The 21,364-nt window shown below is 47.4% G+C and carries 18 protein-coding genes; 3 read left to right on the top strand and 15 right to left on the bottom strand.

The window, feature by feature from the left end; genetic code table 11:
- Nucleotides 1-120 precede the first annotated feature (120 nt).
- Complete coding sequence (hcp-2, locus tag MKA69_RS10855; protein ID WP_001142921.1) at nt 121-639, bottom strand: type VI secretion system effector Hcp-2; 519 nt, start codon at nt 637-639, stop codon at nt 121-123.
- A 319-nt stretch (nt 640-958) separates the two neighbouring features.
- Here hcp-2 and MKA69_RS10850 point away from each other — a divergent pair, with 319 nt between their 5' ends.
- Together MKA69_RS10850 and MKA69_RS10845 are read left to right on the top strand one after the other, a co-directional pair.
- Nucleotides 959-2,443 carry a carboxypeptidase M32 gene (locus MKA69_RS10850; RefSeq protein WP_305848025.1) on the top strand — a complete coding sequence of 495 codons (1,485 nt, stop codon included), beginning with the start codon at nt 959-961 and terminating at the stop codon, nt 2,441-2,443.
- A gap of 223 nt (nt 2,444-2,666) precedes the next feature.
- Nucleotides 2,667-4,403: a methyl-accepting chemotaxis protein gene (locus MKA69_RS10845; RefSeq protein WP_305848024.1), complete on the top strand. Its 1,737-nt coding sequence runs from the start codon at nt 2,667-2,669 to the stop codon at nt 4,401-4,403.
- On the opposite strand, the gene MKA69_RS10840 is transcribed toward MKA69_RS10845, so the two are convergent.
- The 13 genes from MKA69_RS10840 to MKA69_RS10780 all read right to left on the bottom strand — a co-directional run bounded on the left by MKA69_RS10840 (nt 4,390) and on the right by MKA69_RS10780 (nt 17,793).
- Entirely contained in the window at nt 4,390-5,577 is a 1,188-nt protein-coding gene (locus tag MKA69_RS10840) for a tetratricopeptide repeat protein (protein WP_305848023.1), read from the bottom strand. The two genes, MKA69_RS10845 and MKA69_RS10840, sit on opposite strands and share 14 nt — an antisense overlap.
- Complete coding sequence (locus MKA69_RS10835; protein WP_305848022.1) at nt 5,567-6,469, bottom strand: hypothetical protein; 903 nt, start codon at nt 6,467-6,469, stop codon at nt 5,567-5,569. Before MKA69_RS10835 ends, MKA69_RS10840 begins: the two co-directional genes overlap by 11 nt.
- Nucleotides 6,470-6,489: 20 nt before the next feature.
- A complete protein-coding gene (locus MKA69_RS10830; RefSeq protein ID WP_305848021.1) occupies nt 6,490-7,065 on the bottom strand; it encodes an HD domain-containing protein in 576 nt (191 codons plus the stop codon).
- Between the two features lie 54 nt (nt 7,066-7,119).
- Nucleotides 7,120-7,719 carry a hypothetical protein gene (locus MKA69_RS10825; RefSeq protein ID WP_305848020.1) on the bottom strand — a complete coding sequence of 200 codons (600 nt, stop codon included), beginning with the start codon at nt 7,717-7,719 and terminating at the stop codon, nt 7,120-7,122.
- 64 nt (nt 7,720-7,783) lie between these two features.
- Nucleotides 7,784-9,829 (bottom strand): DUF1566 domain-containing protein, encoded by a 2,046-nt coding sequence (locus tag MKA69_RS10820; RefSeq protein ID WP_305848019.1) that lies wholly within the window; start codon nt 9,827-9,829, stop codon nt 7,784-7,786.
- Between the two features lie 170 nt (nt 9,830-9,999).
- Nucleotides 10,000-10,962 carry a 26S protease regulatory subunit gene (locus MKA69_RS10815; RefSeq protein WP_305848018.1) on the bottom strand — a complete coding sequence of 321 codons (963 nt, stop codon included), beginning with the start codon at nt 10,960-10,962 and terminating at the stop codon, nt 10,000-10,002.
- Nucleotides 10,955-12,028 (bottom strand): hypothetical protein, encoded by a 1,074-nt coding sequence (locus tag MKA69_RS10810; RefSeq protein ID WP_305848017.1) that lies wholly within the window; start codon nt 12,026-12,028, stop codon nt 10,955-10,957. The genes MKA69_RS10815 and MKA69_RS10810 overlap by 8 nt, the downstream gene beginning before the upstream one ends.
- Complete coding sequence (locus tag MKA69_RS10805; protein WP_305848016.1) at nt 12,028-12,438, bottom strand: hypothetical protein; 411 nt, start codon at nt 12,436-12,438, stop codon at nt 12,028-12,030. Before MKA69_RS10805 ends, MKA69_RS10810 begins: the two co-directional genes overlap by 1 nt.
- On the bottom strand, nt 12,435-13,517 hold the full coding sequence (locus tag MKA69_RS10800; RefSeq protein ID WP_305848015.1) for a hypothetical protein: 1,083 nt from the start codon (nt 13,515-13,517) through the stop codon (nt 12,435-12,437). Before MKA69_RS10800 ends, MKA69_RS10805 begins: the two co-directional genes overlap by 4 nt.
- Nucleotides 13,518-13,579: 62 nt before the next feature.
- Nucleotides 13,580-15,643, bottom strand: coding sequence for a DUF1566 domain-containing protein (locus MKA69_RS10795; RefSeq protein ID WP_305848014.1), 2,064 nt, complete (start codon nt 15,641-15,643; stop codon nt 13,580-13,582).
- Between the two features lie 108 nt (nt 15,644-15,751).
- Nucleotides 15,752-15,916, bottom strand: a complete 165-nt coding sequence (locus MKA69_RS10790) for a hypothetical protein (RefSeq protein WP_305848013.1) — start codon at nt 15,914-15,916, stop codon at nt 15,752-15,754.
- A gap of 57 nt (nt 15,917-15,973) precedes the next feature.
- Nucleotides 15,974-16,516, bottom strand: a complete 543-nt coding sequence (locus MKA69_RS10785) for a DUF1566 domain-containing protein (protein ID WP_305848012.1) — start codon at nt 16,514-16,516, stop codon at nt 15,974-15,976.
- A 146-nt stretch (nt 16,517-16,662) separates the two neighbouring features.
- Nucleotides 16,663-17,793 carry a DUF1566 domain-containing protein gene (locus MKA69_RS10780; protein ID WP_305848011.1) on the bottom strand — a complete coding sequence of 377 codons (1,131 nt, stop codon included), beginning with the start codon at nt 17,791-17,793 and terminating at the stop codon, nt 16,663-16,665.
- A 270-nt stretch (nt 17,794-18,063) separates the two neighbouring features.
- Between MKA69_RS10780 and MKA69_RS10775 the strand changes: the two genes are divergently transcribed.
- The gene (locus MKA69_RS10775) at nt 18,064-19,533 is read left to right on the top strand and encodes a histidine kinase N-terminal 7TM domain-containing protein (protein ID WP_305848010.1); all 1,470 of its coding nucleotides are present in this window, start codon (nt 18,064-18,066) and stop codon (nt 19,531-19,533) included.
- Nucleotides 19,534-19,557: 24 nt separating this feature from the next.
- Here the strand turns inward: MKA69_RS10775 and MKA69_RS10770 are convergent, their stop codons facing one another.
- Nucleotides 19,558-21,132, bottom strand: a complete 1,575-nt coding sequence (locus MKA69_RS10770; RefSeq protein WP_305848009.1) for a response regulator transcription factor — start codon at nt 21,130-21,132, stop codon at nt 19,558-19,560.
- Nucleotides 21,133-21,364 lie beyond the last annotated feature (232 nt).

The following is a 21,364-nucleotide window of genomic DNA, read 5'->3' as shown; positions in this document are numbered from 1 at the left end:
TTCCTTCCCCTACATTAAAAATGGCAAAACCTTAAACCCACAATACCGCGTCAAACGATACTCTGGGTTTAAGGTTCACAGCCGCCCACCCGAAGGTGAGCGACATACTCGGAGCGTAAATTACGCTTCGATTGGCTTACGCCAGTCATCCGCACCTGAGGTACCCGCGTTAACGTGGTCCCAAGTGATTTTGCGGTAAGACAGAGACACAGTCACATTCTGAGTAAAATCAGATTTTGCTGGGTCTTGGCAGTGTGGCATTTCACAGTGGATATCGACGATAGACGCGTTTTCCAGCTTAGTGGTGAAGAAGTTTTCTTGTTTGCCTTCGATAGAAGTACGGTACCACTTCAGCTCAACGGTTTTCAGCTTCTCACCAGAAGAGAGCGCGTTGTACAGCAGAGGAACTGCTTTGTTCAGCGCCACAGTGAATTTGAATGGCTTGTGCACACGTTGGCCTGAAGGCTGACCTGATTGTGGGTCAGTCGGTACAGTCACAACGTGGTCAAACTGCTGAACCAGCATCTCATCTTCGTGGCCTTCAACGAATGAATCGCCGATAGAGTCTGCAGTACATGCGCCCGCAGTGATAAGGCCCTGAGTTTGGCCGTCGATAGAGATATAACATGGAGTTGGCATGGCTATTTCCTTTCTAAAAAATCATTAAATAATGAAAGCGTTAACGCGCTAAGCGCACCGTCGCCATAGAAAGAGCAAGGTCGATGCCAACTTACTTGCCATTAAAAATCAATGTGTTATTCAATTATCTCCATCAATAAAGCAAAAAGCTGCCTGTACTTGAGCAAGATCTTGCTTGGTGGGCAAGATTCATCTTGATGATAAAAATCGCAGTATTGAACTTGATAACTAAAAATACTTGGCTAACTGAGAACACTTGGTTATCTGCACCTTGATTGATACACTTCACTTTCATTTAACGTCACGGAAGGCAAATTCCATGAATGCATTCAATAAATTAGTAAAACATTCTAAGAAAATTTCTAACTTCAATCATTTGTCATCTATTGTCGGTTGGGATCAAGCCGCAGTGATGCCCAGTGGCGGTGCAGAAGCGCGCTCGCAAGCCATGGCTGAGCTTTCTGTGCATATTCACAGTTTAATGACCCAGCCACAATTGGCCGATTGGTTTGCCGAGGCAGAAAGTGAAACGCTCAATACCGAGCAACAATCGACCCTGCGCGAAATGAAACGCCAATGGCAACAAGCTACTGTGCTCCCAGAAGCCTTGGTAGAAGCGCAATCACTAGCGGGCTCCAAATGTGAGCATGCTTGGCGCAGCCAACGCAAAAATAATGATTGGGCCGGTTTTGAAAAAAACTGGGCGGAAGTGGTCAAGCTTTCTCAAGAAGAAGCACAAATCCGCGCTGAGGCAACCGGCAAAACACCTTACGATGCGATGCTTGAACTGTACGAGCCCGGAACCACGACTGAACAGCTGAATCGTGTATTTAGTGATGTAAAAACTTGGCTACCCAACTTAATTGACGTGGTGATTGAAAAGCAGAGTAGCGAAAGCTTTATCGCCCCCAAAGGCCACTATCCTGCTGAAAACCAAAAAGCGCTGGGGCTGGATGTAATGAAACTGCTGCAATTTGATTTCAACCACGGCCGCCTTGATGAAAGTGTGCATCCCTTCTGTGGCGGCGTGCCAAGTGATGTGCGCATTACCACACGCTACAACGAAAGCGAGTTTGTGCAATCGCTGATGGGTATTGTGCATGAAACTGGCCATGCGCGTTACGAGCAAGGCTTACCTAAACATTTGGCAGGCACTCCGGCTGGTGAAGCCCGTTCGATGGGCATTCATGAATCACAATCGCTGTTTTTTGAAATGCAAGTCGGCCGTAGCCCTGCGTTTATTGCTCATCTCGCCGAACTGGCAGGCAAACATTTTTCGGCAATGAATGATCCAGTATTCCGAGTGGAAAACATTCAAAAGCTGTACACACGCGTACAGAAAGATTTTATCCGCGTAGATGCAGATGAACTCACCTACCCAGCCCATGTGATCCTGCGTTTTGAAATCGAACGGGATTTAATGAACGGTAAGATCAAACACACCGATGTTCCCGAGCTGTGGAACCAAAAAATGCAAGCCTATTTAGGTTTAAGCACTCAAGGTAACTACCAAAATGGGTGTATGCAGGATATTCACTGGACCGATGGCAGCTTTGGGTACTTCCCGAGCTACACCTTAGGTGCCATGTATGCCGCACAGTTTATGGCAGCAATGAAGAAAACCGTCGATGTGGATGGCGCGATTCGCCGCGGCGATCTCTCACCGATTTTTGCTTGGTTATCTGAGCATATTTGGAGTAAAGGAAGCTTATTTAGCACCAATGAACTGGTTAAGCAAGCTACCGGAGAAACCCTCAATCCTGAACATTTCAAGGCACACTTAAGCCAACGCTATCTGAAGTGATCGTTCAAGAGCCCCACGTATTGTGGGGTTCTTTTTATCTGGAATGCTCGGCTCTCATCGGCACCATTTTTCGGCATAGTCGAGATAAATTCTGTAAATAGATGCAACACAATTGCAACCATGACACAGCTCACTTAGTATGTGAGCCAAACTTTTGCATGAGTTTTCCCTATGGCGCAGGAAATGCCATTCAAATTGATCACTTTTAAGGATGTAAAGTGCTATGACCCAACTCTCGTTTAAGAACAAGATAATTACCCTGATCATCGTGATTATCTCGCTGACCATCACCACCTCCTATTTTAGTGTTAACTATTTTATCAGCCGTTACATCCAGAACGCCGATAGTCACAACATCACACATAACATTGACTTAATGCAACGTAAGCTCGAAAACGAACTGAACAGCAAGTTAGCTCTCGCACAAAGTTTGAATTTCAGCATGATGGATATTGGTGAAACCAAAGCCAGTTCGGGCTTCGATAAAATCATTAAGATCGTCAACGGATATGCTTTTGATGATACGGGGAGTATGAGCGAAGAAGATGCACAGCAGTACGTGAATCTCGCTGAAAATCATGGTGATGCAGTTGTGGTTAGCCCTGTGATAATGCATGAGGGGCAGCCGACGATTACTTTTTCCGTCAAGCGCTTTGATGACTCGGTTGATTTCTTCGTGTTCAACCTTTCCCACTTTAGCCAAATGATGCTCGATTACGCAACCGAAGGCAGCTTTGCCGAGTTGATGGCCAATGGCAGTGTGATTTTTACGGATAAACAGGGGGAAAATCTCACGCCAATTATTCGCCCAATCAATTTCGCAGGGCAAAATTGGCAATTAATTGGCTACATCGATTTAGCCGCGATTCAGGCCAATACCGATCAACTCAATTGGAAAATTACCCTCGCGCTTCTGGTGTGTGCCTCAGTTATTATTATTGCTAGTGTTGCCATGCTGCACGTTTCTTTTAAGCCATTAAGCCGCCTCAACACTTTGGTCGCCGACTTATCACAAGGTAATGGAGATCTGACCCAACGCCTTGCGGTGGAATCAAACGATGAAATCGGTCAAATATCCCACTCCATCAACCTTTTCATTGAGAAACTGCAGCAAATGTTTATCGAAGTCGCGGACTCATCGAATGGAATTGATCATGCCGTCGTGCATTTGAGCAATCAGGCGCGGTCTAATCTCAATACACTGAACCAACATACGCAAGAAACAGAGCAAGCCATTACCGCGATTGAAGAAATGAGCGCTAGTGCAAGTTCCATCGCACAGAGTGCAGATGATGCTGCGCTACTCACCGAGCAAACCAATCGCTACGCTGATGAATCAAAGCAAACCGTTAGCGGAGCAGTAAACAGTGTGAATGGACTGGTGACCCAAGTCTCCGCCATGGCGGGAACGATCACCCGCATGAGCGAAGATACGAAACAGATCACCTCCGTATTACAAGTGATTGGGGCGATTGCAGAACAAACGAATCTACTGGCGCTCAACGCGGCAATTGAAGCCGCTCGTGCAGGAGAACAAGGCCGAGGTTTTGCGGTAGTCGCTGATGAAGTTCGCGCATTAGCCTCTCGCACACAACAGAGCACTTCGCAAATTAATGACATGCTAGCGACGTTGAAAACCACTACGGAAAACGTAGTAAAAGAGATGGATTCAACCCGTATTCACTGTGAAGAAACGGCTGAACGTACTAATCATGTCATGGACTCACTCAATCTAGTGACCGATTCAGTAGCTGAAATCAACAACCTAAATACGCTGATGGCCACCTCTGCCATGGAGCAGCGCCAAGTCACACAAGAAGTAAGTAAAAACATGGCAGCGATTCAGGAGATGGTTCGTGAACTCAACCATAATGCGGCACAAGTGGCTTCCGTCAGTGATGAGTTACAAAACACCTCCCACACGTTAAGCGATGTCGTGGGACGATTTAGAGTGCAGTAACGGAACGTAACAAAGGGGCAGACACACTCACCTCACACTGCCAACGGCCATGTTGCTCGCTCACTTGATACCTCATTTCACGGTATTGCCAGCTGATGGGCAAAATGGCTTGGTGTTGGTTGAGTTTTACGTTGAGTTTTAAATAGGTTTCTGCGTTTGCGCCTGAGAAGGTATCGACCCAGATCAGCCGATTCAGCCAACCACACGCTTTTTCCAGCTGAGCTGGAGAAGTTGTTGTTGCGGTGATACTCTGCCATTGGCCGCCTTCATCCCAGCGGGTAGTGAGCACAATTTCCGCTGTTTGATCATCAAAATAGGCTGGCTCTGGCAACAGGTGTTGCGCTCTGGCCTGCAAAAGATGACGCTGCTCAACTGCGCTACCTTGATGCAACGTTTGCCAATGTGCTTGTTCCGCACTGCGGCCAATCAGCAAGGGATGCGATAACACGCTGGCACACTCGGCATCTTGCCAACTGCACTGGCTAAAGTAGTAACGGGCTTTATCTAGGTCGCGCTCAGTATTGAGGTAGTACACCCCCAAGTTGTACTGAATATCGCTGTCGAAGGGTTCAAGTTTTGCCGAGCGTTGCCAGTACTCCCCGCCTAATCGTTGATCCTGCTTCACGAGTCCGTTGTAATAAAGCGTACCGAGATTGAGGTAAAGCAAGGCACTCTCGTTATCGGGTAAGCAGCTTAAGTAGAGTTGTTCCGCTTGTTGAAACTGCTTTTTTGTTTCAAACATGACCCCTAAGTTAACACACGCATCGGCACTGCCTTTGGCTATCGCACGGCGATACCAAGTTTCACTCTCGGCCAGCTGACCAAGCTGCGCATAGCTGTACCCTAACTGATAGAGCACACTCTGCTGAGTGAACTCGTTCAGTTTCTCTACGTCCGCATAGGCGCGTTTCAACCATTCAATCGCCAGCAGAAAGTCATACGCTTGAGCACTGTAACTGCCAAGCAAATAGGCTTGGTATTCGGCTGGGTGCTGTTCAAATAGCTCGACATCCAGCGATGCGCCATGTTGCAGCAATAGCGTGTAGGCCTTTTGAAAAGTGGCGGAATTGTTATCCCACTGTTTGAGGTTGTTTTGCACGGCATAAGCCGAGCTGCTGATTGCTAGCAATAAGAGTAGGTTGGCGCTATGCAGCGGAACTCTTTTAGTGGCCATTAGGGTCGCTGTCGTTGCCATTGAGGGCTTCACTCTCTGTTATGCCAAGCAGGCGCGCCATTGCTTCATCACCGAGCTGCACATACAGCAACTGATAGAGATTGGTGAATGATTGATACGCCTCTCGCCAATACGCCGCCAGCGGTTGGCTGCGTCTGACACCTTGCCAATGATGTTGATAGCTTTCATGGAAATGGCGTTGAGTCCGCTGGGTCAGGTTATCCGCCAACCGTTGCCATAATGGTTCACTTTGCACCAGCCACAGCAGATTAATCCAGTCGCTGGCCTCAGCCTCACGCAGTAATGCTTGTAACTGCGCATCGCTTAAATGGGCGAACAAAAAAGCGGCGCGCCACGGGGTTTGATCGCTGGGCGCGTGGTTCTCTAACTCTTGTTGTAGCTGAGCGTCAGTGAATGGCTGCCAGACTAATGGTGCAAGCGGATACTCTCTTTCGCGCGCCTGCTCTGCCTCTTCCAAAGCCGCTTGCCATTCAAAACCGAGTGACGCGAGCATGATGTCGCGCAGATAATCACGTGGCCTGCCCTCGCTCAGTGCCAACATACCATCGCTAAACAACAGCAGCGCCAGTTGTTCAAACGCCGAAAAAGGCTGATTCAACAGCCCTCGCTGGCATACTTGCGCCACTGCGCTGGCATCATACCCCCACAGCAAAAGTTCGATCACTTTGTCACAATAACTTTGTGCAGCTTGGCTCAAAACCGGTTCGACAAAGGGTTGATGCGCCACTTCCAGTGCTAACCAACCTTGGCGAGCCACTAAATCGCGATAGTGCAGTACCTGCTGCACAATAGGCAGCAGCGAAGCCCTTTGCGCTTGGTTTAACGCCAGAATATTTCTGTGTATCGCTTCACTTAGCGAGAGTTGGTTCATGCGCTTTTCACTCCTTCCTTTTACTGCTGCTCAGCTTGCGGTGAACAAAACGCCGCGTAATCGGCAATGCGTACGCTTAATCGCTGCGCAGCGCCTGCATCGGCAAGGCCCAAGGCATCTAAAATTCGCTGCGCTTCATCGCGATAGGCAACAATTTTTTCACGGCTCCAGTGGTGTGGCGGAGGCGATAAGTTGGTGATGCGATCGCACAGCTTCACCAGCCATATTTCATCTGGCTGCTGTTGTATCCTCGCCAGTGAATCGGCCATTTGCACTGCCTTATCGCCTACCTGCTTGTTTTTGCTCAGTGCCAACACGCCTTGCGCCACTTGCTCACCAAACGCCTCTTCCACTTGCTGATAACGGGTTGAAGTATCTTCAATCACATCATGCAGCAGCGCCACTTGCAGTGCTAAACGGCCATCAAGATCGGGGCGCGATTTAAGTGCATGCATCACCTCCATTGCCACCGCGCCTAAATGCACACAATAAGGCAAGTGCTCATCAGGCCGTTGGCCTTTGAAGGTTTGCCCAGCATGCGCGCGCGCCGCAAAGTACCACGCGGCCAAGTAATCATCGGGGTTCCAGTTCATCATCTGTCCTACTTGCTTACACTTACTTCAGTATGCTGCCTTTCAACCTTGCCCTTATCACCACACTTTCGGCACAAACTGGCAGCGCAATTGGCCGCGCAGCCAGTTATCTTGCTGGATGGTTTGGCGCAAACCGCGGTGGTAATCGTTAAAGGTGCCGAGCATCAGCGCGCACTCTTGGCGGCGGCTGTTTTCATGACGGCATAGGCTGAGGGTTTGGCCATCAAACTGCGCGTAGAGGGTGAAACCATAGCGGCCATCTGCGGTGCTTTGTTTCATCGCTTGCGCCGGTTGGTTTGCCAAGAGATCGAGCGCCAAGGGCTCGCTCGCGCGCCATTTTTTATTAAAGTACAGCTCGCTATTTTGCAGCACGCATTGCACCCGCTCGCCATATTTGGCGTTTTCACGCGCCAGCTCCAGCTGCGCTTGCTGCTCTTTTAGCGCTTGCTCGCGCGCTTGCTGCTCGGCCAAACGGCGCGCTTCACGTTGCCTATCCAACTCAGCTTGTTTTAGCTGCGCGTCATACTGCTGCTCTGGCGTCAATGCCAGCCATTGGGCTTCGCTCATGCCCAATGGGTAACTGGCGCACGCCGTCAGCAGCAAAGCGCACACCACACTGCTCAAATAGGGTTTGAGTAGGTTGAAGTTAGGTTTCATTGCATTTCCCCAATTCCATGCCATCAACAAAAATGGTGCGGTGTGCACAGGCCAAAAACCCCAATCACTGTCCGGATCGCACCAAACGAATACGGTTGAGGTAGTCCTTACCATTGTAGCCAACGTGACCACTGCCGAAGTAGACGTACCACGCGTAGTAACTACTGAAGGCATTGGGCGAAGACGACCAATACGAAGAATCTGGCGTGATGGGAAAAGCAGTGATATTGATGGTCGGACTTTGGGAGTTGCCACCAAGGCAAAAACCATTGGTATCCTCCACATACTTACCATTCGGGCGCACTGAGGGCTTACGCCCTTTAGAGCAGTGGACCAAGGAATCCAGCTCTTCTATGGTTGGTAAGCGCCAATCATTCGAACCAGCAAAGCTGTGTTTCAGCTTTATCGCCTCATCCCAAGTAAACCCTTGCGCCGCTCCAGTGCAGGTATTGTCTTTCCAGCTTTGACCAAGGCTGCAGCGCATCCAGGTAAGGTTGGCTTCTTTGTCGTATGCAGTGCCATTTTGATAGAGCATATACTTTCCTAGCTCTTCGCCATGTTTATTTTGCACCAAACGAACATGAAAAGTTTCATCGTTATTCATGCTATAAAAGTAACCAAGACCAAAATCAAAGCCCCAGGAATTCTCACTATTGTGATCATCGGGGGTAGATGACCAGTACCACCAAGCTATTGGCGTATTAGGGAAAGCAAGCAGATCTATTGTCGGTTGTTGGTGGTAATCCGTTTTACATGTACCATTCGTACTCACATCGTATTTTCCGTTTATTGGTAGTACCGATGGTGTACGCCCTTCTGAACAGAAGACTAACGAATCAAGCTCACCAATCGTTGGTAAACGCCATTTGCTATTGTCAGCAAAGTTGTTTTTCAACTTAATAGCTTCATTCCAAGTAAACACTTGAGCTTTACCATTGCAAGTTTTGCCATCCCATGTTTGGCCAATGCTACACCTCATCCATACAAGGTTGGTATGTTTGTCGTACACTGTACCATTCTGATTAACGATAAAACGATCTGTTTTAGAAATAGTCTGGCTTGATTTTACTCTCACTAAACGCACTGCGTTATCAGCAAACTCCACATTGTCTCCACCAACAATCCCCGAAATGAAACTTACAGTCCAGACAAGGTGATATTTAGCAGAATTAAGCGTACGGGTATATTGAGAAGATGACCAATATTCATCACTCGAAGAACGGGGGAAAACGCGTTCATTGAGCTTCAGCCAACCTAACTCAGTTTTATGGCATGCCCCATTAGTCTCTTCTACATACTCATCATTAGGTCGGGAAGATGGCTTGCGGTCTAGCTGTGAACAGTAAACTAACGAATCTAACTCATCAATCGTTGGCAGACGCCAATCCGTTTCATTGGCAAACTCGTATTTAAGTTTACGAGCATCCTCCCAAGACAATGTATTAGCCTCCCCAACACAATCTTTTCCATTCCAAGTTTGGCCAACGCTACAACGCATCCAAATTAAGTTGGTGTTTTTGTCATAGACAGTCCCATCATTATTTAGGATATATTGCGGAAATTCTTTCCTATTTGCGGCCTTATCCGCGGCTACATATGAATGCGCTCTCACCAACCGAACAGAGTAAGCATCATCTGAATAATGTGAAAGTCCAATCTCACCAAATCTGAATGAAATCGTCCCTAACTTTTTATTTTCATCAAGTTTTCCCCAATAACTATCTATCGCCGACATACCTGGGAAAACGGATTGATTAATTGCTGGCTGGTAGCAACCTGACTTGTCTGAAGCACCACTACGTAAACTAGCCAGCTCATTTACGGTTGGTAACCGCCAGCTTTGAGCAATTGTATTATAGTAGTAACGCATCACATCTGAGCCGGACATCTTAAGAGCGTTACCATAACAGCGATTGCTATCACTATTCCAACCCATACCTTCCGGACAGCGCTTCCACTCAAGTCCCGTTTCGTTATCAACTACGATATCTTTGTTAATGGTGTAACGGCTATCGGGTGCCCAACTTTCGCCATTGCAGGTCTGTGCTTGCACATCAATAACACTCACCCAGAGCACAATAGCTAAACATAATGCTTGTTTTATTTTCATCTAATTAACTCCAATCCATGTAGGGTTATCATCATTGTTATATTTACGATAGCTTCTAAGTACCAATTTCATCTGTCTTTCTCCAACACGTTGTATCACTAAAGGGGACTCACTATTGTTATGCGATTTATTCCAAATGGCACGGCTGCCCCTACTCAATGTGATCCTGTTTAAAAAAATCCCATGCGGCGTTTTTTGCCGACGGGGTGCTGCTCTAAATAACGTGCCAACTCATCAAACACGCCGCTGTGATTGGCGTATTCCACGACCTGCTTGGCCGATTCAAACCACTCTAGCGTGCTTGGCTGACGCTGGCGAATCTGCTCGCGGAGAACAGCCATGGTGATGGTGCCGTCTTGTCCGGTGCGCAAAATTTGCTCTATCACTTGTTCACTAACGGCATCGACCCAGCCTTTGAGATCTGCACCAGAAAAACCGTGACTGAGTTCGGCAAGTTCTTTGTAATCAATCGGTTCTATCGGCAAATCTGCGAGTAAACGGCGCAGAATGTATTCGCGCGCCGTCGCATCAGGCGGGCTGACAAACAAGGTGAGATCAAAACGCCCCGGGCGACGAAAGGCGGAATCCACATCCCACGGTGCGTTGGTTGCGCCGATCACCAATAGGTTTTCATTGTCGCTTTCTACGCCATCTAGCTCTGCCAGAAAGTGGTTAATGGTGGTGGTCAGTGATGTGTGGCGCAGCAGTTCGCGCTTGCGGCCGAGGGCATCAATTTCATCAATAAAAATCACTGCTGGTTTGTGGGCGCGCGCCGTCGCAAACAGGGCTTGGATGTTTTTCTCACTGTTGCCAAGGTACATGTCCAAAATATCGTCGATGCTGACGTTGAAAAACGCGGCGTGACATTCACCCGCGATGGCGCGAGCAAAGTAGGTTTTTCCGCAGCCCGGTGGCCCGTAAAGCAGCAAACCACCGCCTGCGGATTTGTTAAACCGTTTAAACAGCGCAGGGTTTTTAAACGGCTCGATAATTTTCATTCTTGCTTGCTGTTTTAGCTCGTCTAAGCCGCCAACGTGAGCAAAATCAACGAAATATTTGCTACTCAGTGGGCTAAAGTGGTGTGCTGTCGGGGGCGAGTTGTCCGCGGGTAGCGGCTCAGCTTGTTCATTCATCGTGGGCTTCCTTGGTATTCGTCAATCCGCGCCAACCTTTGCCTTTCCAGATTTTCCAGTTGGCTTTGCAAACCTGCCAACATTGGCTTGGTGAGTGGGCGGAGAGTTTATGTTGCAGCCAAGCCAGTAAACGACTTAGCCAATAAGCGTGCAGCGTTAATAACGCGGTGATCGCGCCACTGATCAACAAGGTGATGAGGTCCCACTCTTGCGGTGGAAAAACCTGCGTTAACATCAGCAGCATAAGGCCAATCGCGGGGCTCTTCTCATCCCAGCTAAATACCCAAACGGTAAGAGCAAAACTGACCAACAGTAACCCTACCCTTATCCCACCCAAGAGATCTTCGCTGACTAAATACGGCCATAGGTGGGTCGTGATGCCGAGCAGCGCCAACACGGCATACGCGAGCCCCGCTTGGATCTGGCGACGCACCTGTTGATTGAGTTGCTTTGCCACATCGCGGTTGAGGGGATCAAAATGTAAAATTTGCTGCAACAGGCGCTGCTTTTGCCAAGGTGAGGCACTGTATTGCGCCAACAACTCCAGCGCGAAGGCATCTTGCGGCTGGTGCTGTAGATGCTCACGCAAGAGGGTTTTGGCAACATCAGGGCGCAAACAGAGCGAGCCATACAGCTGCGCAAGATGCAGCCGCGCTTCGCGATGCCAAGGGTCGAGCGACAGCGCCTCAAGCAAATGAAATTGCGCTTTGCTAATCTGCTGCTGATGGAGCATCACCTGCGCAAGATTATCGTGGTTGTCGGCATCGTGATACGCCAACGATAACGCGCGTTGAGCACACTGCTCTGCTTGTGTTAGCCGATTAAGACGCAGCGCGATTTGGGTTTTGATTAGCCAGAAAAAACTGTGTGAATGGCATTGGCTTTGCAGCCGCTGCGCCGCTTGATCCGCCTCATCAAAGGCTTGTTGGCTATAGAGTGCTAACAAATGGTAAAGCGCTGCCGCCACATCGGTATGATCACTGGCGAGTTGGCGCTGCGTTTCATCAAGCAGTTGTTGGTAGCGGTTAAGTTGATACAAGAGCTCCAAGCGATCAATATGCTCCATCACCCATTCCCTCGGCTTGGATTCACCAGCTCAATGCAGCCTTGGCAGCGATAGTGCATGCAGGCAAGGCTCAGCAGGTACGGCACAATAAAATAGTCTGGATTGATTGGAATGGTCGCTACCATCATGGCGATCCCCACCCCTTGCACTGCCCACAACTTGCGCGGCGGGTAGTAGTGCTTCCACATCGCCCATGCCCCATTTAACCCAAATAGCAGTATTAGCAACACCAACCAATACAGGGGCAAGGCAAACTGTTTAAGCCAAATGGTCATAAAAGTGAGGTGGCAAAGTACCAGCAACAAATGCCACAGCAGCGTGCGTAAGGTTAAGCTCATCACTAACCGAAGCTGTACCAGCGAATCGGACTGCGTGCGTAACCGGGTAAAGAGTGTGCGAGGTAACATCATGGCTGCCATCCCTGCTGTGCGTACAACTGCCACACGGTTAGGCAAGGTGCTTTGCCTTGATAACAGCGCAAACGATGTTGATTTTTGCCTGAAATGTCAGTCAACTGAGTCTCTTTCGCAGCCTGTTGGCGCAAATTCTGTACGCTGCGCTGCATAATGGCTTTATCGTCAGGGTAGTAATCAATATCGTCGATTTGCTGCAACTGCGTTTCGGCGTACGCTATGGCCTCGGTTTTATCTAAACCAAACAGTGTGATAAAGCCCAAATACTCATCGATATGCGCGATGATGTTCTCTTGCCATATACGGGCATCGAGCAGCTCAAATCGGATCACTTGCGGCCACACCTTGGCGGCACTTTGCACATCACCGCGCGCAAGGTATTGATCGATTTGATGCTCTAACAGCAGAGCAAAAAAGTCATCAATGACAATGCCTTTACCGTTGCCATTGTCGGTAAGGTAAATCGGCACAGCCGTGAGGGAGTCATCATTCTTGACCCGCGTCGCCCATTGCAAGCAGTGCTGCTCGCTTGGCCAATCCGCCCACGGCCACCAAGGCTGGCTCGCTTTTAGCTGATGATCCAATTGCTGAAACTGCTCAAGCTGTTTTGCCATACGTTTTTTCAGCCAAGCACTGAAGGTGATGCTTTGCTCTGCAGTGCTGCGTTGCAATAGCGTTTGTAACTCGCCACGTAAAAATGGCCGCTCCTGCTTATAACGAAAGCGTTCGTTCAGCAGTGCAAGGCGGCTTTGTAGATAAGCTTGCTGTGAAAATTCATTCTGCTTGTGCAGCACTTCTTGCAATAACTGGTTATCGTAAGCGAGATAAGGCAAGGGCCAATCGTCTTCACCTTGGCACAGTGCCAGTGCATACTGTTTCTGCGCCCGAGGGATGAGGCGGGCATACTCGCCCTGTTCAAGGTTTAAATAATAAGGCACAGGCATAGGAGATAGAGCGTCATCATCCGCAGCCACCACACCACTCTCTGGCATACTCAGCGCGTAAACCACAGCGCCAAGTAACCCTATACCCAGCAGAACTAACCCAAGCCTTTTTATTTGCTTCCATTGCTGCATCCGTGCCTACTCTTATTTTTATACCCTAAAATGCGCCACAAAGGCGCACTGACAAAACCCAATTACTGTCCGGCTCGCACCAAACGGACGTGGCCGTCGCTGCTCTTACTGTCGCAGTCGACGCCACCATAGCCGAAGTTGACGTCCCACGCGTAGTAACTATGGCTGGCATAGGGCGAAGACGACCAATACCAAGAATCTGGCGTGCTGGGAAAAGCACTAATATTGATGGTCGGCCTTTGGTAATTGTCACCAAGGCATTGGCCATCGGTATCTTGCACAGACTTACCATTGGGACGCACTGAAGGCTTACGCCCGTTCGAACAGTCAACCAATGAATCCAGCTCATCAATTGTGGGTAAGCGCCAAGCGGTTGGTCCCGCAAATTGCTGCGTTAGTTTGGTGGCGTCATGCCATGTATATTTTTTCGCCTCACCAGTGCAGGTTTTGCCATCCCAGGTTTGACCTAAGCTACAGCGCATCCAAGTAAGGTTGGTTTCTTTGTCATATACCGTACCATTCGGATTAACCACATATTGGTTCACGGTTGCAGTCGGTTGTTTTTGTTCAGAAGAAGAGAGCGCTGGTTTAGGTGTACTTGGATTTGATCCAACACGCACCAACCGGACTGGAAGAAAGATGAGCTTTTCTCCGCCGAGGACACCACCATTACCGAAGTCGAAGATAAACGCGTTGGGACTATTTCGGCTAAGGAGCGAAGACGACCAATAATAAAGAACTGGTGTATTTGGAAAAGCACTGATGTCGATAGTCGGCAGTTGATAGTTGTCTCCGACACATTGCCCATTTGTATCTCTTGTATACTTGTGGCCAGGGCCCCATGATGGCTTACGTCCTTTCGAGCAATAGACCAATGAATCAAGCTCTTCTACCGTTGGCAAACGCCAAGCGTTTGAACCAGCAAAATTGAGCGTTATCTTTATCGATTCATCCCAAGTGTATTTTTGCGCCTCACCAATGCAGCTTTTACCGTCCCAAGTTTGACCAAGACTACAGCGCATCCAAGTGAGGTTGGTCGCTTTGTCGTAGACAGTGCCATCAGCGTTAACCTCATACACTGACGTACTCTTATCAAGCACCAGCCGAACATAATTATCTGAATACGAGTGTGGTTTTTGATAAATTGTTAAGCCCGATTCAAATCCAACTATTCCTATTTTTTCACTCTCTACACTATTAACCGATGACGTCCAATAATCGGAGTTAACTTTCGGCGTATTGGGGAACTCTGTTAAATCGATACGAGGTTGTGAATATTCTTTAAAGCAAGATTGTTGGGCGACATATTTTCCACTTGGAAGTGTCTTGTACTCATAACCTTTAGAGCAAAATATTAACGTTTCTAATTCATCTACCGTTGGCAGTCGCCAAAAGGGTTTTCCCACTTCTCTGGTACCAGTCACGATACCATTTGCGCTATTAATGACGGAAATTAAATCATCACTATTGAATTCTGTAGCCGTACCACTACATGTTTGACCGTCCCAGTTTTGGCCAACACTACAGCGCGCCCAAGTTAAGTTAGTGCGTTTATCGCTCACAGTCCCATCGTTATTATCAATATATTCAGCCTGCCCAATAGAGCGAACCAAACGGATATTTGCTGCAGCCTTTTTATAATATGTGTGGAGCAATCCTTCCGTAAACACAACAAACCAAGCCGAAACACCATTATCATTTTCTTTTTCTGAAGAAGACCAAAACGCGCCCATTGCTGCTCCCCCTGGGAACACTAGCTGGTTTATCGCTGGTTTATTGCAATTAGAGCTTTGAAGAACTCTTGGGTCACTGGTTCCCCTCGTACGCAACGTAGCCAGCTCTTGAAAAGTCGGAAGTCGCCAATCACGACCTAACGATGCGTATTTTTTTATAGCATCGTTCCAACTAATCTCTAACGGAACACCCGTACACGCACTGCCATTCCAGTTCAACCCTTCCGGACAGCGTTTCCACTCAAGCCCCGTTTCGTTATCAACTACGATATCGTTTTTAATGGTGTAACGACTATCAGGTGCCCAGTTTTCTTTACTACAGTTATTGGCTTGCGCAATAGAGATACTGGCGCAAAACACAGTGACTAGCCATAACGCTTGTTTTATTTTCATCTAATTCGCTCCAACCCGAGTAGGGCTATCATCATGAAACATGAAACTTTTATACTAGTATCCCTTGGTATCCTTTTTCGTTTCTGCCAGCCCCACTTACTCGGGAACTTATGCACACACGGTGAAAACAAAAAACCAAGCAAAGCCCAGTGATGGCAACAACGGCAACCACTCTTTAACGGCCCCGCGCCACTGGGCTTGGTTATAACCCAGATAACGCGGGGCGGTAGTTGGCGGCTTAAGTAGCTCAGCTAACGTTGCAGTTTTATTCACCACAATCACCACAGGGCTTTGGTGGCTGGAAATAAGCGCAACAGCACCAAAACCCAATCACTGTCCGGCTCGCACCAAACGAACGCGGTGGTGGTAGTCCTTACTGGTGTAGTTAACGTCACCATAGCCTAAGCTGACGATCCATGCGGCGCTGTAACTAAGGGTGGCATTGGGCGAAGACGACCAGTACCAGTCTAATGGCGTAGCTGGGAATATCTGATTATTAATTGCTGGGGCAATGCATCGGAATTCAACAATTGAAGCCAACTCATTTTTATTGGGCAAGCGCCAATCGCTGAATCCTGCCAAGGAATTTTGCGCGCCGGCCGCTAAGGCATCTGCCCAAGTAAACTCAGTTGCATTACCGATGCAATCGGTGCCATCCCAACTTTGCCCAAGGCTGCAGCGCTGCCAGATAAGCCCGGTTTTATGGTGGGTAACAGTACCATCACCGTTATCCGTAAAATCCGCGCTGGGCGTAGTGGCGGTGATAGCCGTGTTTTCGATACCCGCACATAAGCGGCTGGCTTGGGCATTGGCCGCCAGCAATAACGCCGATAGCGCGATAGCCAGCGACCCGTAATAATTGATTATTAACATAGTGTGTATCCTGTATCGCAAAACTTGTTAGCGCGGCGGGCAACGCCCGTCCGCTGCATTAAAAGTGACGCGCCCGCTAGGTCACTGCGCCAGATAGGTAACTGAGCCAGAAAACGCATCACTTCTCCTTATTTGCCAAAAGCCCATTACTGTCCGGCTCGCACCAAACGAACGTGGTAGCTGGGGTTCTTATAGTTGTCGCCGACGTAACCACTGCTGAAGTCGACGAACGACGCGTAGTTAACACCGACGGCACTGGGCGAAGACGACCAATACAAACTGTATTGAGGTGTATATGGAAAATAACTTTGCTCTATCGCGGGGGAAGTGCGGCCATTATGGACAATGCTGAGTAATTCATTTACCGACGGCAAACGCCAATCGCTGGCACCACAGAGCCCTTGGCTATTGACTGCATTAACAAAGGCTTGAGTATCACAAGCGCTACCTTGGCAGGAGCCGCCATTTTGTGTGCCGGCATCACCACCATTGGTGCTGTTATCGGGGTTATACCAGCTGTAAGTATGGTTGGCATCGCGCAGGCCAGCGCTTCCCGCAGGTTGTTTCACTTCCCAAATTAGGCCGGTTACGTTATCGCGCACGCAGCTCCATTCGCTGGCGGTTTCGGGTAATGGGTTACCGCTGTTATCGAGCTTGGTGAAATCAAAGCCTGCCGTGCCGCCACCGATTTTTTGCAACTGCCCTTTGCGCGCCAGCGCATCGCGGCCATGCTCGCCATCTTGCCCCTCATAGCCTTGCACAGGGCAATCGAGGTTGTTTTGGTTGCCATCGGCGCACCAATCTACACCGCTATCGTTCAGCGGTTGGGTGGCGGCAAAAAAGCTGGTTTCGCCACTGGCGGCACTTTCACCATCTGGATGCACTGCAGTAACCACCAGATGCCATACGTGTGGGGTTAAGTTGCTGATGCGAACTGGTGGCTGCACATTTTGCAACCAAGTGCCATCGACTTTGCTGGCGTAACTGTCGGGCTCGATGCCCGATTCGCGCGCGTAATAGACATGGTAGCTGGTAGCCCCATCAACGGCATCCCAATCCAGCAATACCGAGCTGGGACCTTTACTGAATCGAATATCCTTGACTATAGATAATGTGTCTACCTCATCTTGAGTACCACTTGCCGCACTATCCCCCACTACACTGGTATTACTTCCGCTTCCACTTGTCTCTACACTGTCTTCACCACAACCACTCAATAAAAAGAGAAGTAGTGAACCCAAAATGCAGGGAACAAAGCCTTTATCAAATTTAAACACTTTATATTCCTTTTGATTTGCCATACCGGAATTTCGCTTTGAGCAGACAAATTAAAGGGTGTGTACAGGAGCAACAACCCACTTGGCGTAAGAGTGCGAATGATTGGCGTGATAGTGCGAATAGATAATGGTAGTTTGCGATCAAGCTTTTGTTTTATGACGCTTTGCGGCTTATCTCAAGCAGGTTAACATGCACATGGCAAATAGGTTCAGCAGATTGGATTGATCGCATGAAACTGATGTTTTGGAGATATAGTGCAGGTGTTAGGGATGTTTTCTAATTTCACGGTTTTAAGTTGGTTACTGCTTTTAATTGCTTTTTTATGCCTTTTGCTGGCTGGTGCAGCGCTTAAAGTTCGTCACCAGGCTGTCACTGTTTGGTTTGTCTGCTTACTGCTAGCGTATGCTATAGAGGCATTCGGATATGCGTTTGAGCTTGCGAGTGATGATTTAGCCTCTGTGCTGTTTTGGCTTAATCTTGAATTTGTGGGTGCGGTGTTCATTCCGAGTTGTGCTTTGTTATTTGCAATAAGCTACCAAACCAGAAAATCGCCTCCGCATTGGTTATCTGCGACTCTTCTTATTATTAGTTCATTGGTTCTTGTTGCCCAATTGACTAATGAATGGCACGGACAAGGGTTCAGTATTATCGGGTTGTCTGAAGTGAGCGGACTGACCATTACGACCAATAAAATTGGAATGATCTATTGGGCCTATTCGCTTTACATTCACTTTTCTGTCATCTGCTCGATCATCATATTTATTCGCTGCATGCAAAATGCTCATCCTGTTCTGAGGCCACAGATCCTGTTTATTTTGGTAGGCATTACTCTAACTTGGCTCAACTATACTTGGACTTTGTTCGGTAATACTCCTTATGGGTTGGACATGAGTGCCTTTGGTTTCTCTTTCTGCATTGTTGCTTTTTCAATCAGTGTATTCCGTTATGGTTTTATCAAGATTAGTCCGATTGCCCGAGACCAAATTTTCCATCAAGTCGAACATGGTTATATTGTTCTTGATGATGAGCTACGCGTAATTGATTACAACCCGAAAGCTCAAAATCTATTCCCAACATTAGATCAATCTGTGATAGGACAATCGATTTATACTCTCTTTGAACCGGACTTGCTTGATTTAAATGGGGTGCATGTCCTGCGGTTAGGCGATGCCCGCTTGCAAGTTCAACGCTGTTTGATCGGAGAAAATGAAGCGATGGCAATAGGTTCAGTTGTCACTCTTTATGATGTAACCGAAAAAGAGCAGTTGTTAGAAGAGATGGAAAAAATGGCTAATACCGACTCATTGACTGGAAGCCTTAATCGCCATGCTTTGGAACAACAATTGAGACAGCTCATTATTGAAAGTCGACGTAGGGTATCTCCTGTGACTGTGTTAGCCCTCGATGTAATCAAGTTTCGTAAGATTAATGACATTCATGGCTATACGATTGGTGATATGCGCTTAAAGCAACTCTGTCACCTATTGATTAACCAGTTACCTCAAGAGGCGCTATTAAGTCGCTATGTGGGCGATATATTTTTAGTCATTTTGCCTAATATGAAGATTGAGAACGCTCTCCAGTTAGCAAAAGATGTAGAAATGAAGGCTCAATCCTTAATCTCTTTATCCCTTCATACTTCATGTTTGCAGCACGTTTCGGAGGAGAGTGAGCGCCAATTAATAGACCGATTATTTGCCACTCTTAAAAAACAAAAATCGCTTCTTACATCGGTATAGCTTCTGTTTGAAACAATGCCAAAACTATGTGGAAGTTTGCTTTTTAGCGAACTCTTTTTTGAACTGACTCGGTGGCACACCATATTCAGCACGAAATACTCGGCCAAAGTAATTTTGGCTGGTAAAACCTGCGTGGAATGCCGCTTCTTTTACCGTTCGCCCCTCAATAAGTGCCTCTTTAGCTCGTTGTAGCTGGGTTTGTTTTAAGTATTGAGAAAATGAAAGTCCGAATACTGTTTGTAAACGTCGTTGTAAAGAGCGGCTACTAGTATGAAATTGCTGAGCAACGAAATCTACAGTGAGTTCTTGACTCGTAACATAGCGATCAATGACTTGTCTCAGTTGTTTCGCAAACTGAGCATCTGGCGACTCTGCGCTTTCAGTGACTTCTTCTACTTGTTCAATGGGTTTACTTTGGAGCGATATAGACAACATTTGTTGTTGAATAAGGCGCCGGTTCTCTAGCAATGCATTAAGTCTGAGGACTAAGAGCGCGGGATCGCTGCTTTTGCTTATACAATCATCCGCACATGACTGCCATGCTTGAAGACGCTGTTGTTGACTATCGAACTCAGTGAGAATGACAAATGGGATCGCGGCGTATTCTGACATGTTTTTAAGCTGTGCAAGCCACTCAGCGGCATCGCCATCGTTTAATATGGCGTTACAGAGAATGAGGTCGCAGCCATATTCATCTAGCTCATATTGAGCGCCATGTAATGTTTGACAGAGAGCAATTCTATAATCAGGTGCAAGGTGGAAATAAAGCCAATCCATTACTTCTGGATCACTTTCAACAATAAGAATCTTGGCTTTGGTTTCATCAGCAATATCTTGGTAAAAATGTGTTAAATCTGGCATAAATTTAGGGAGCTGATGGATTATTGCTGGTAAAAAGACTGAGTAATGCGTTATGACTTTTGCACTATGCTGACAGCACAACTCGCCACCATTCGCGGTTACTTCCTTTTTGAGCATTAAATATTGTGTATCTGCACATTCTTCCCAATCTTCTAATGCCAAATCTCCTGTGAGAGTGAAACGAACACCTTTCTCATGCTCCATTTCAATGGCATAAAAAGTAAAATTGTTATTCTGGATATCGTGAAAAAAACGGCTGAATACTTTCTCTAAGAGCTCAAAGTTCATTTGAACTAGCACGTCAGGAATTTCACGTACATGAATGCGTAACTCAAACCCGGTCTTTGCTTTCTCATGACTCAGCCGGCCCTTTAGCCAAGGTTGCATAAGAAATGGGGTTGAAAATGTCAGATTTTCCGTTGTATTCACTAAACGACTAGTCTCAATCAATTGATTGATTCGCTCCATCAATGGACATATCTCTTTATGACGCTCATCGAAGCTAGAGATAGACACTTTTAACCAAGCGAAACTGCGGTTTAATTCATCTAACAGTTGTTGTGTTGTGTCTTTTTCAAAAGACAACTGCCGTAAGACATCTGTATGCTTTTGGCTTATTTCAGATAACTGTATTTCAAGCTGCTGCGCTTTTACTTTGACTCGATAGAAACTAATAACCAAAAGAGACACAAACAGGATCAAAAACGAAACTAGAGCAAAACCAAAGAATGAAGGCAAAAGTATAACCTCGATAAATTTGAGTGATAAAAGCATCACTTAATATCGAGCATTTTGATGATTTCTTGTCAACTGACAACAAATAATTATGGAATAATATCTCACTTTTATATCAATTAATTGACATAAAAATCACTAAACTTCTTACTGAAAGTAGCAGTGGTGCTGGCGCTTATTCATTCATCCCCACTCACACAGTTTGCTCGTACTCATGGGGATTCACTCACTTACC

The organism is Vibrio sp. AH4 (genome assembly GCF_030710545.1).
Classification (GTDB): Bacteria; Pseudomonadota; Gammaproteobacteria; order Enterobacterales; family Vibrionaceae; genus Vibrio; species Vibrio metoecus.
This window is presented reverse-complemented; position numbering and strand designations above follow the sequence as displayed.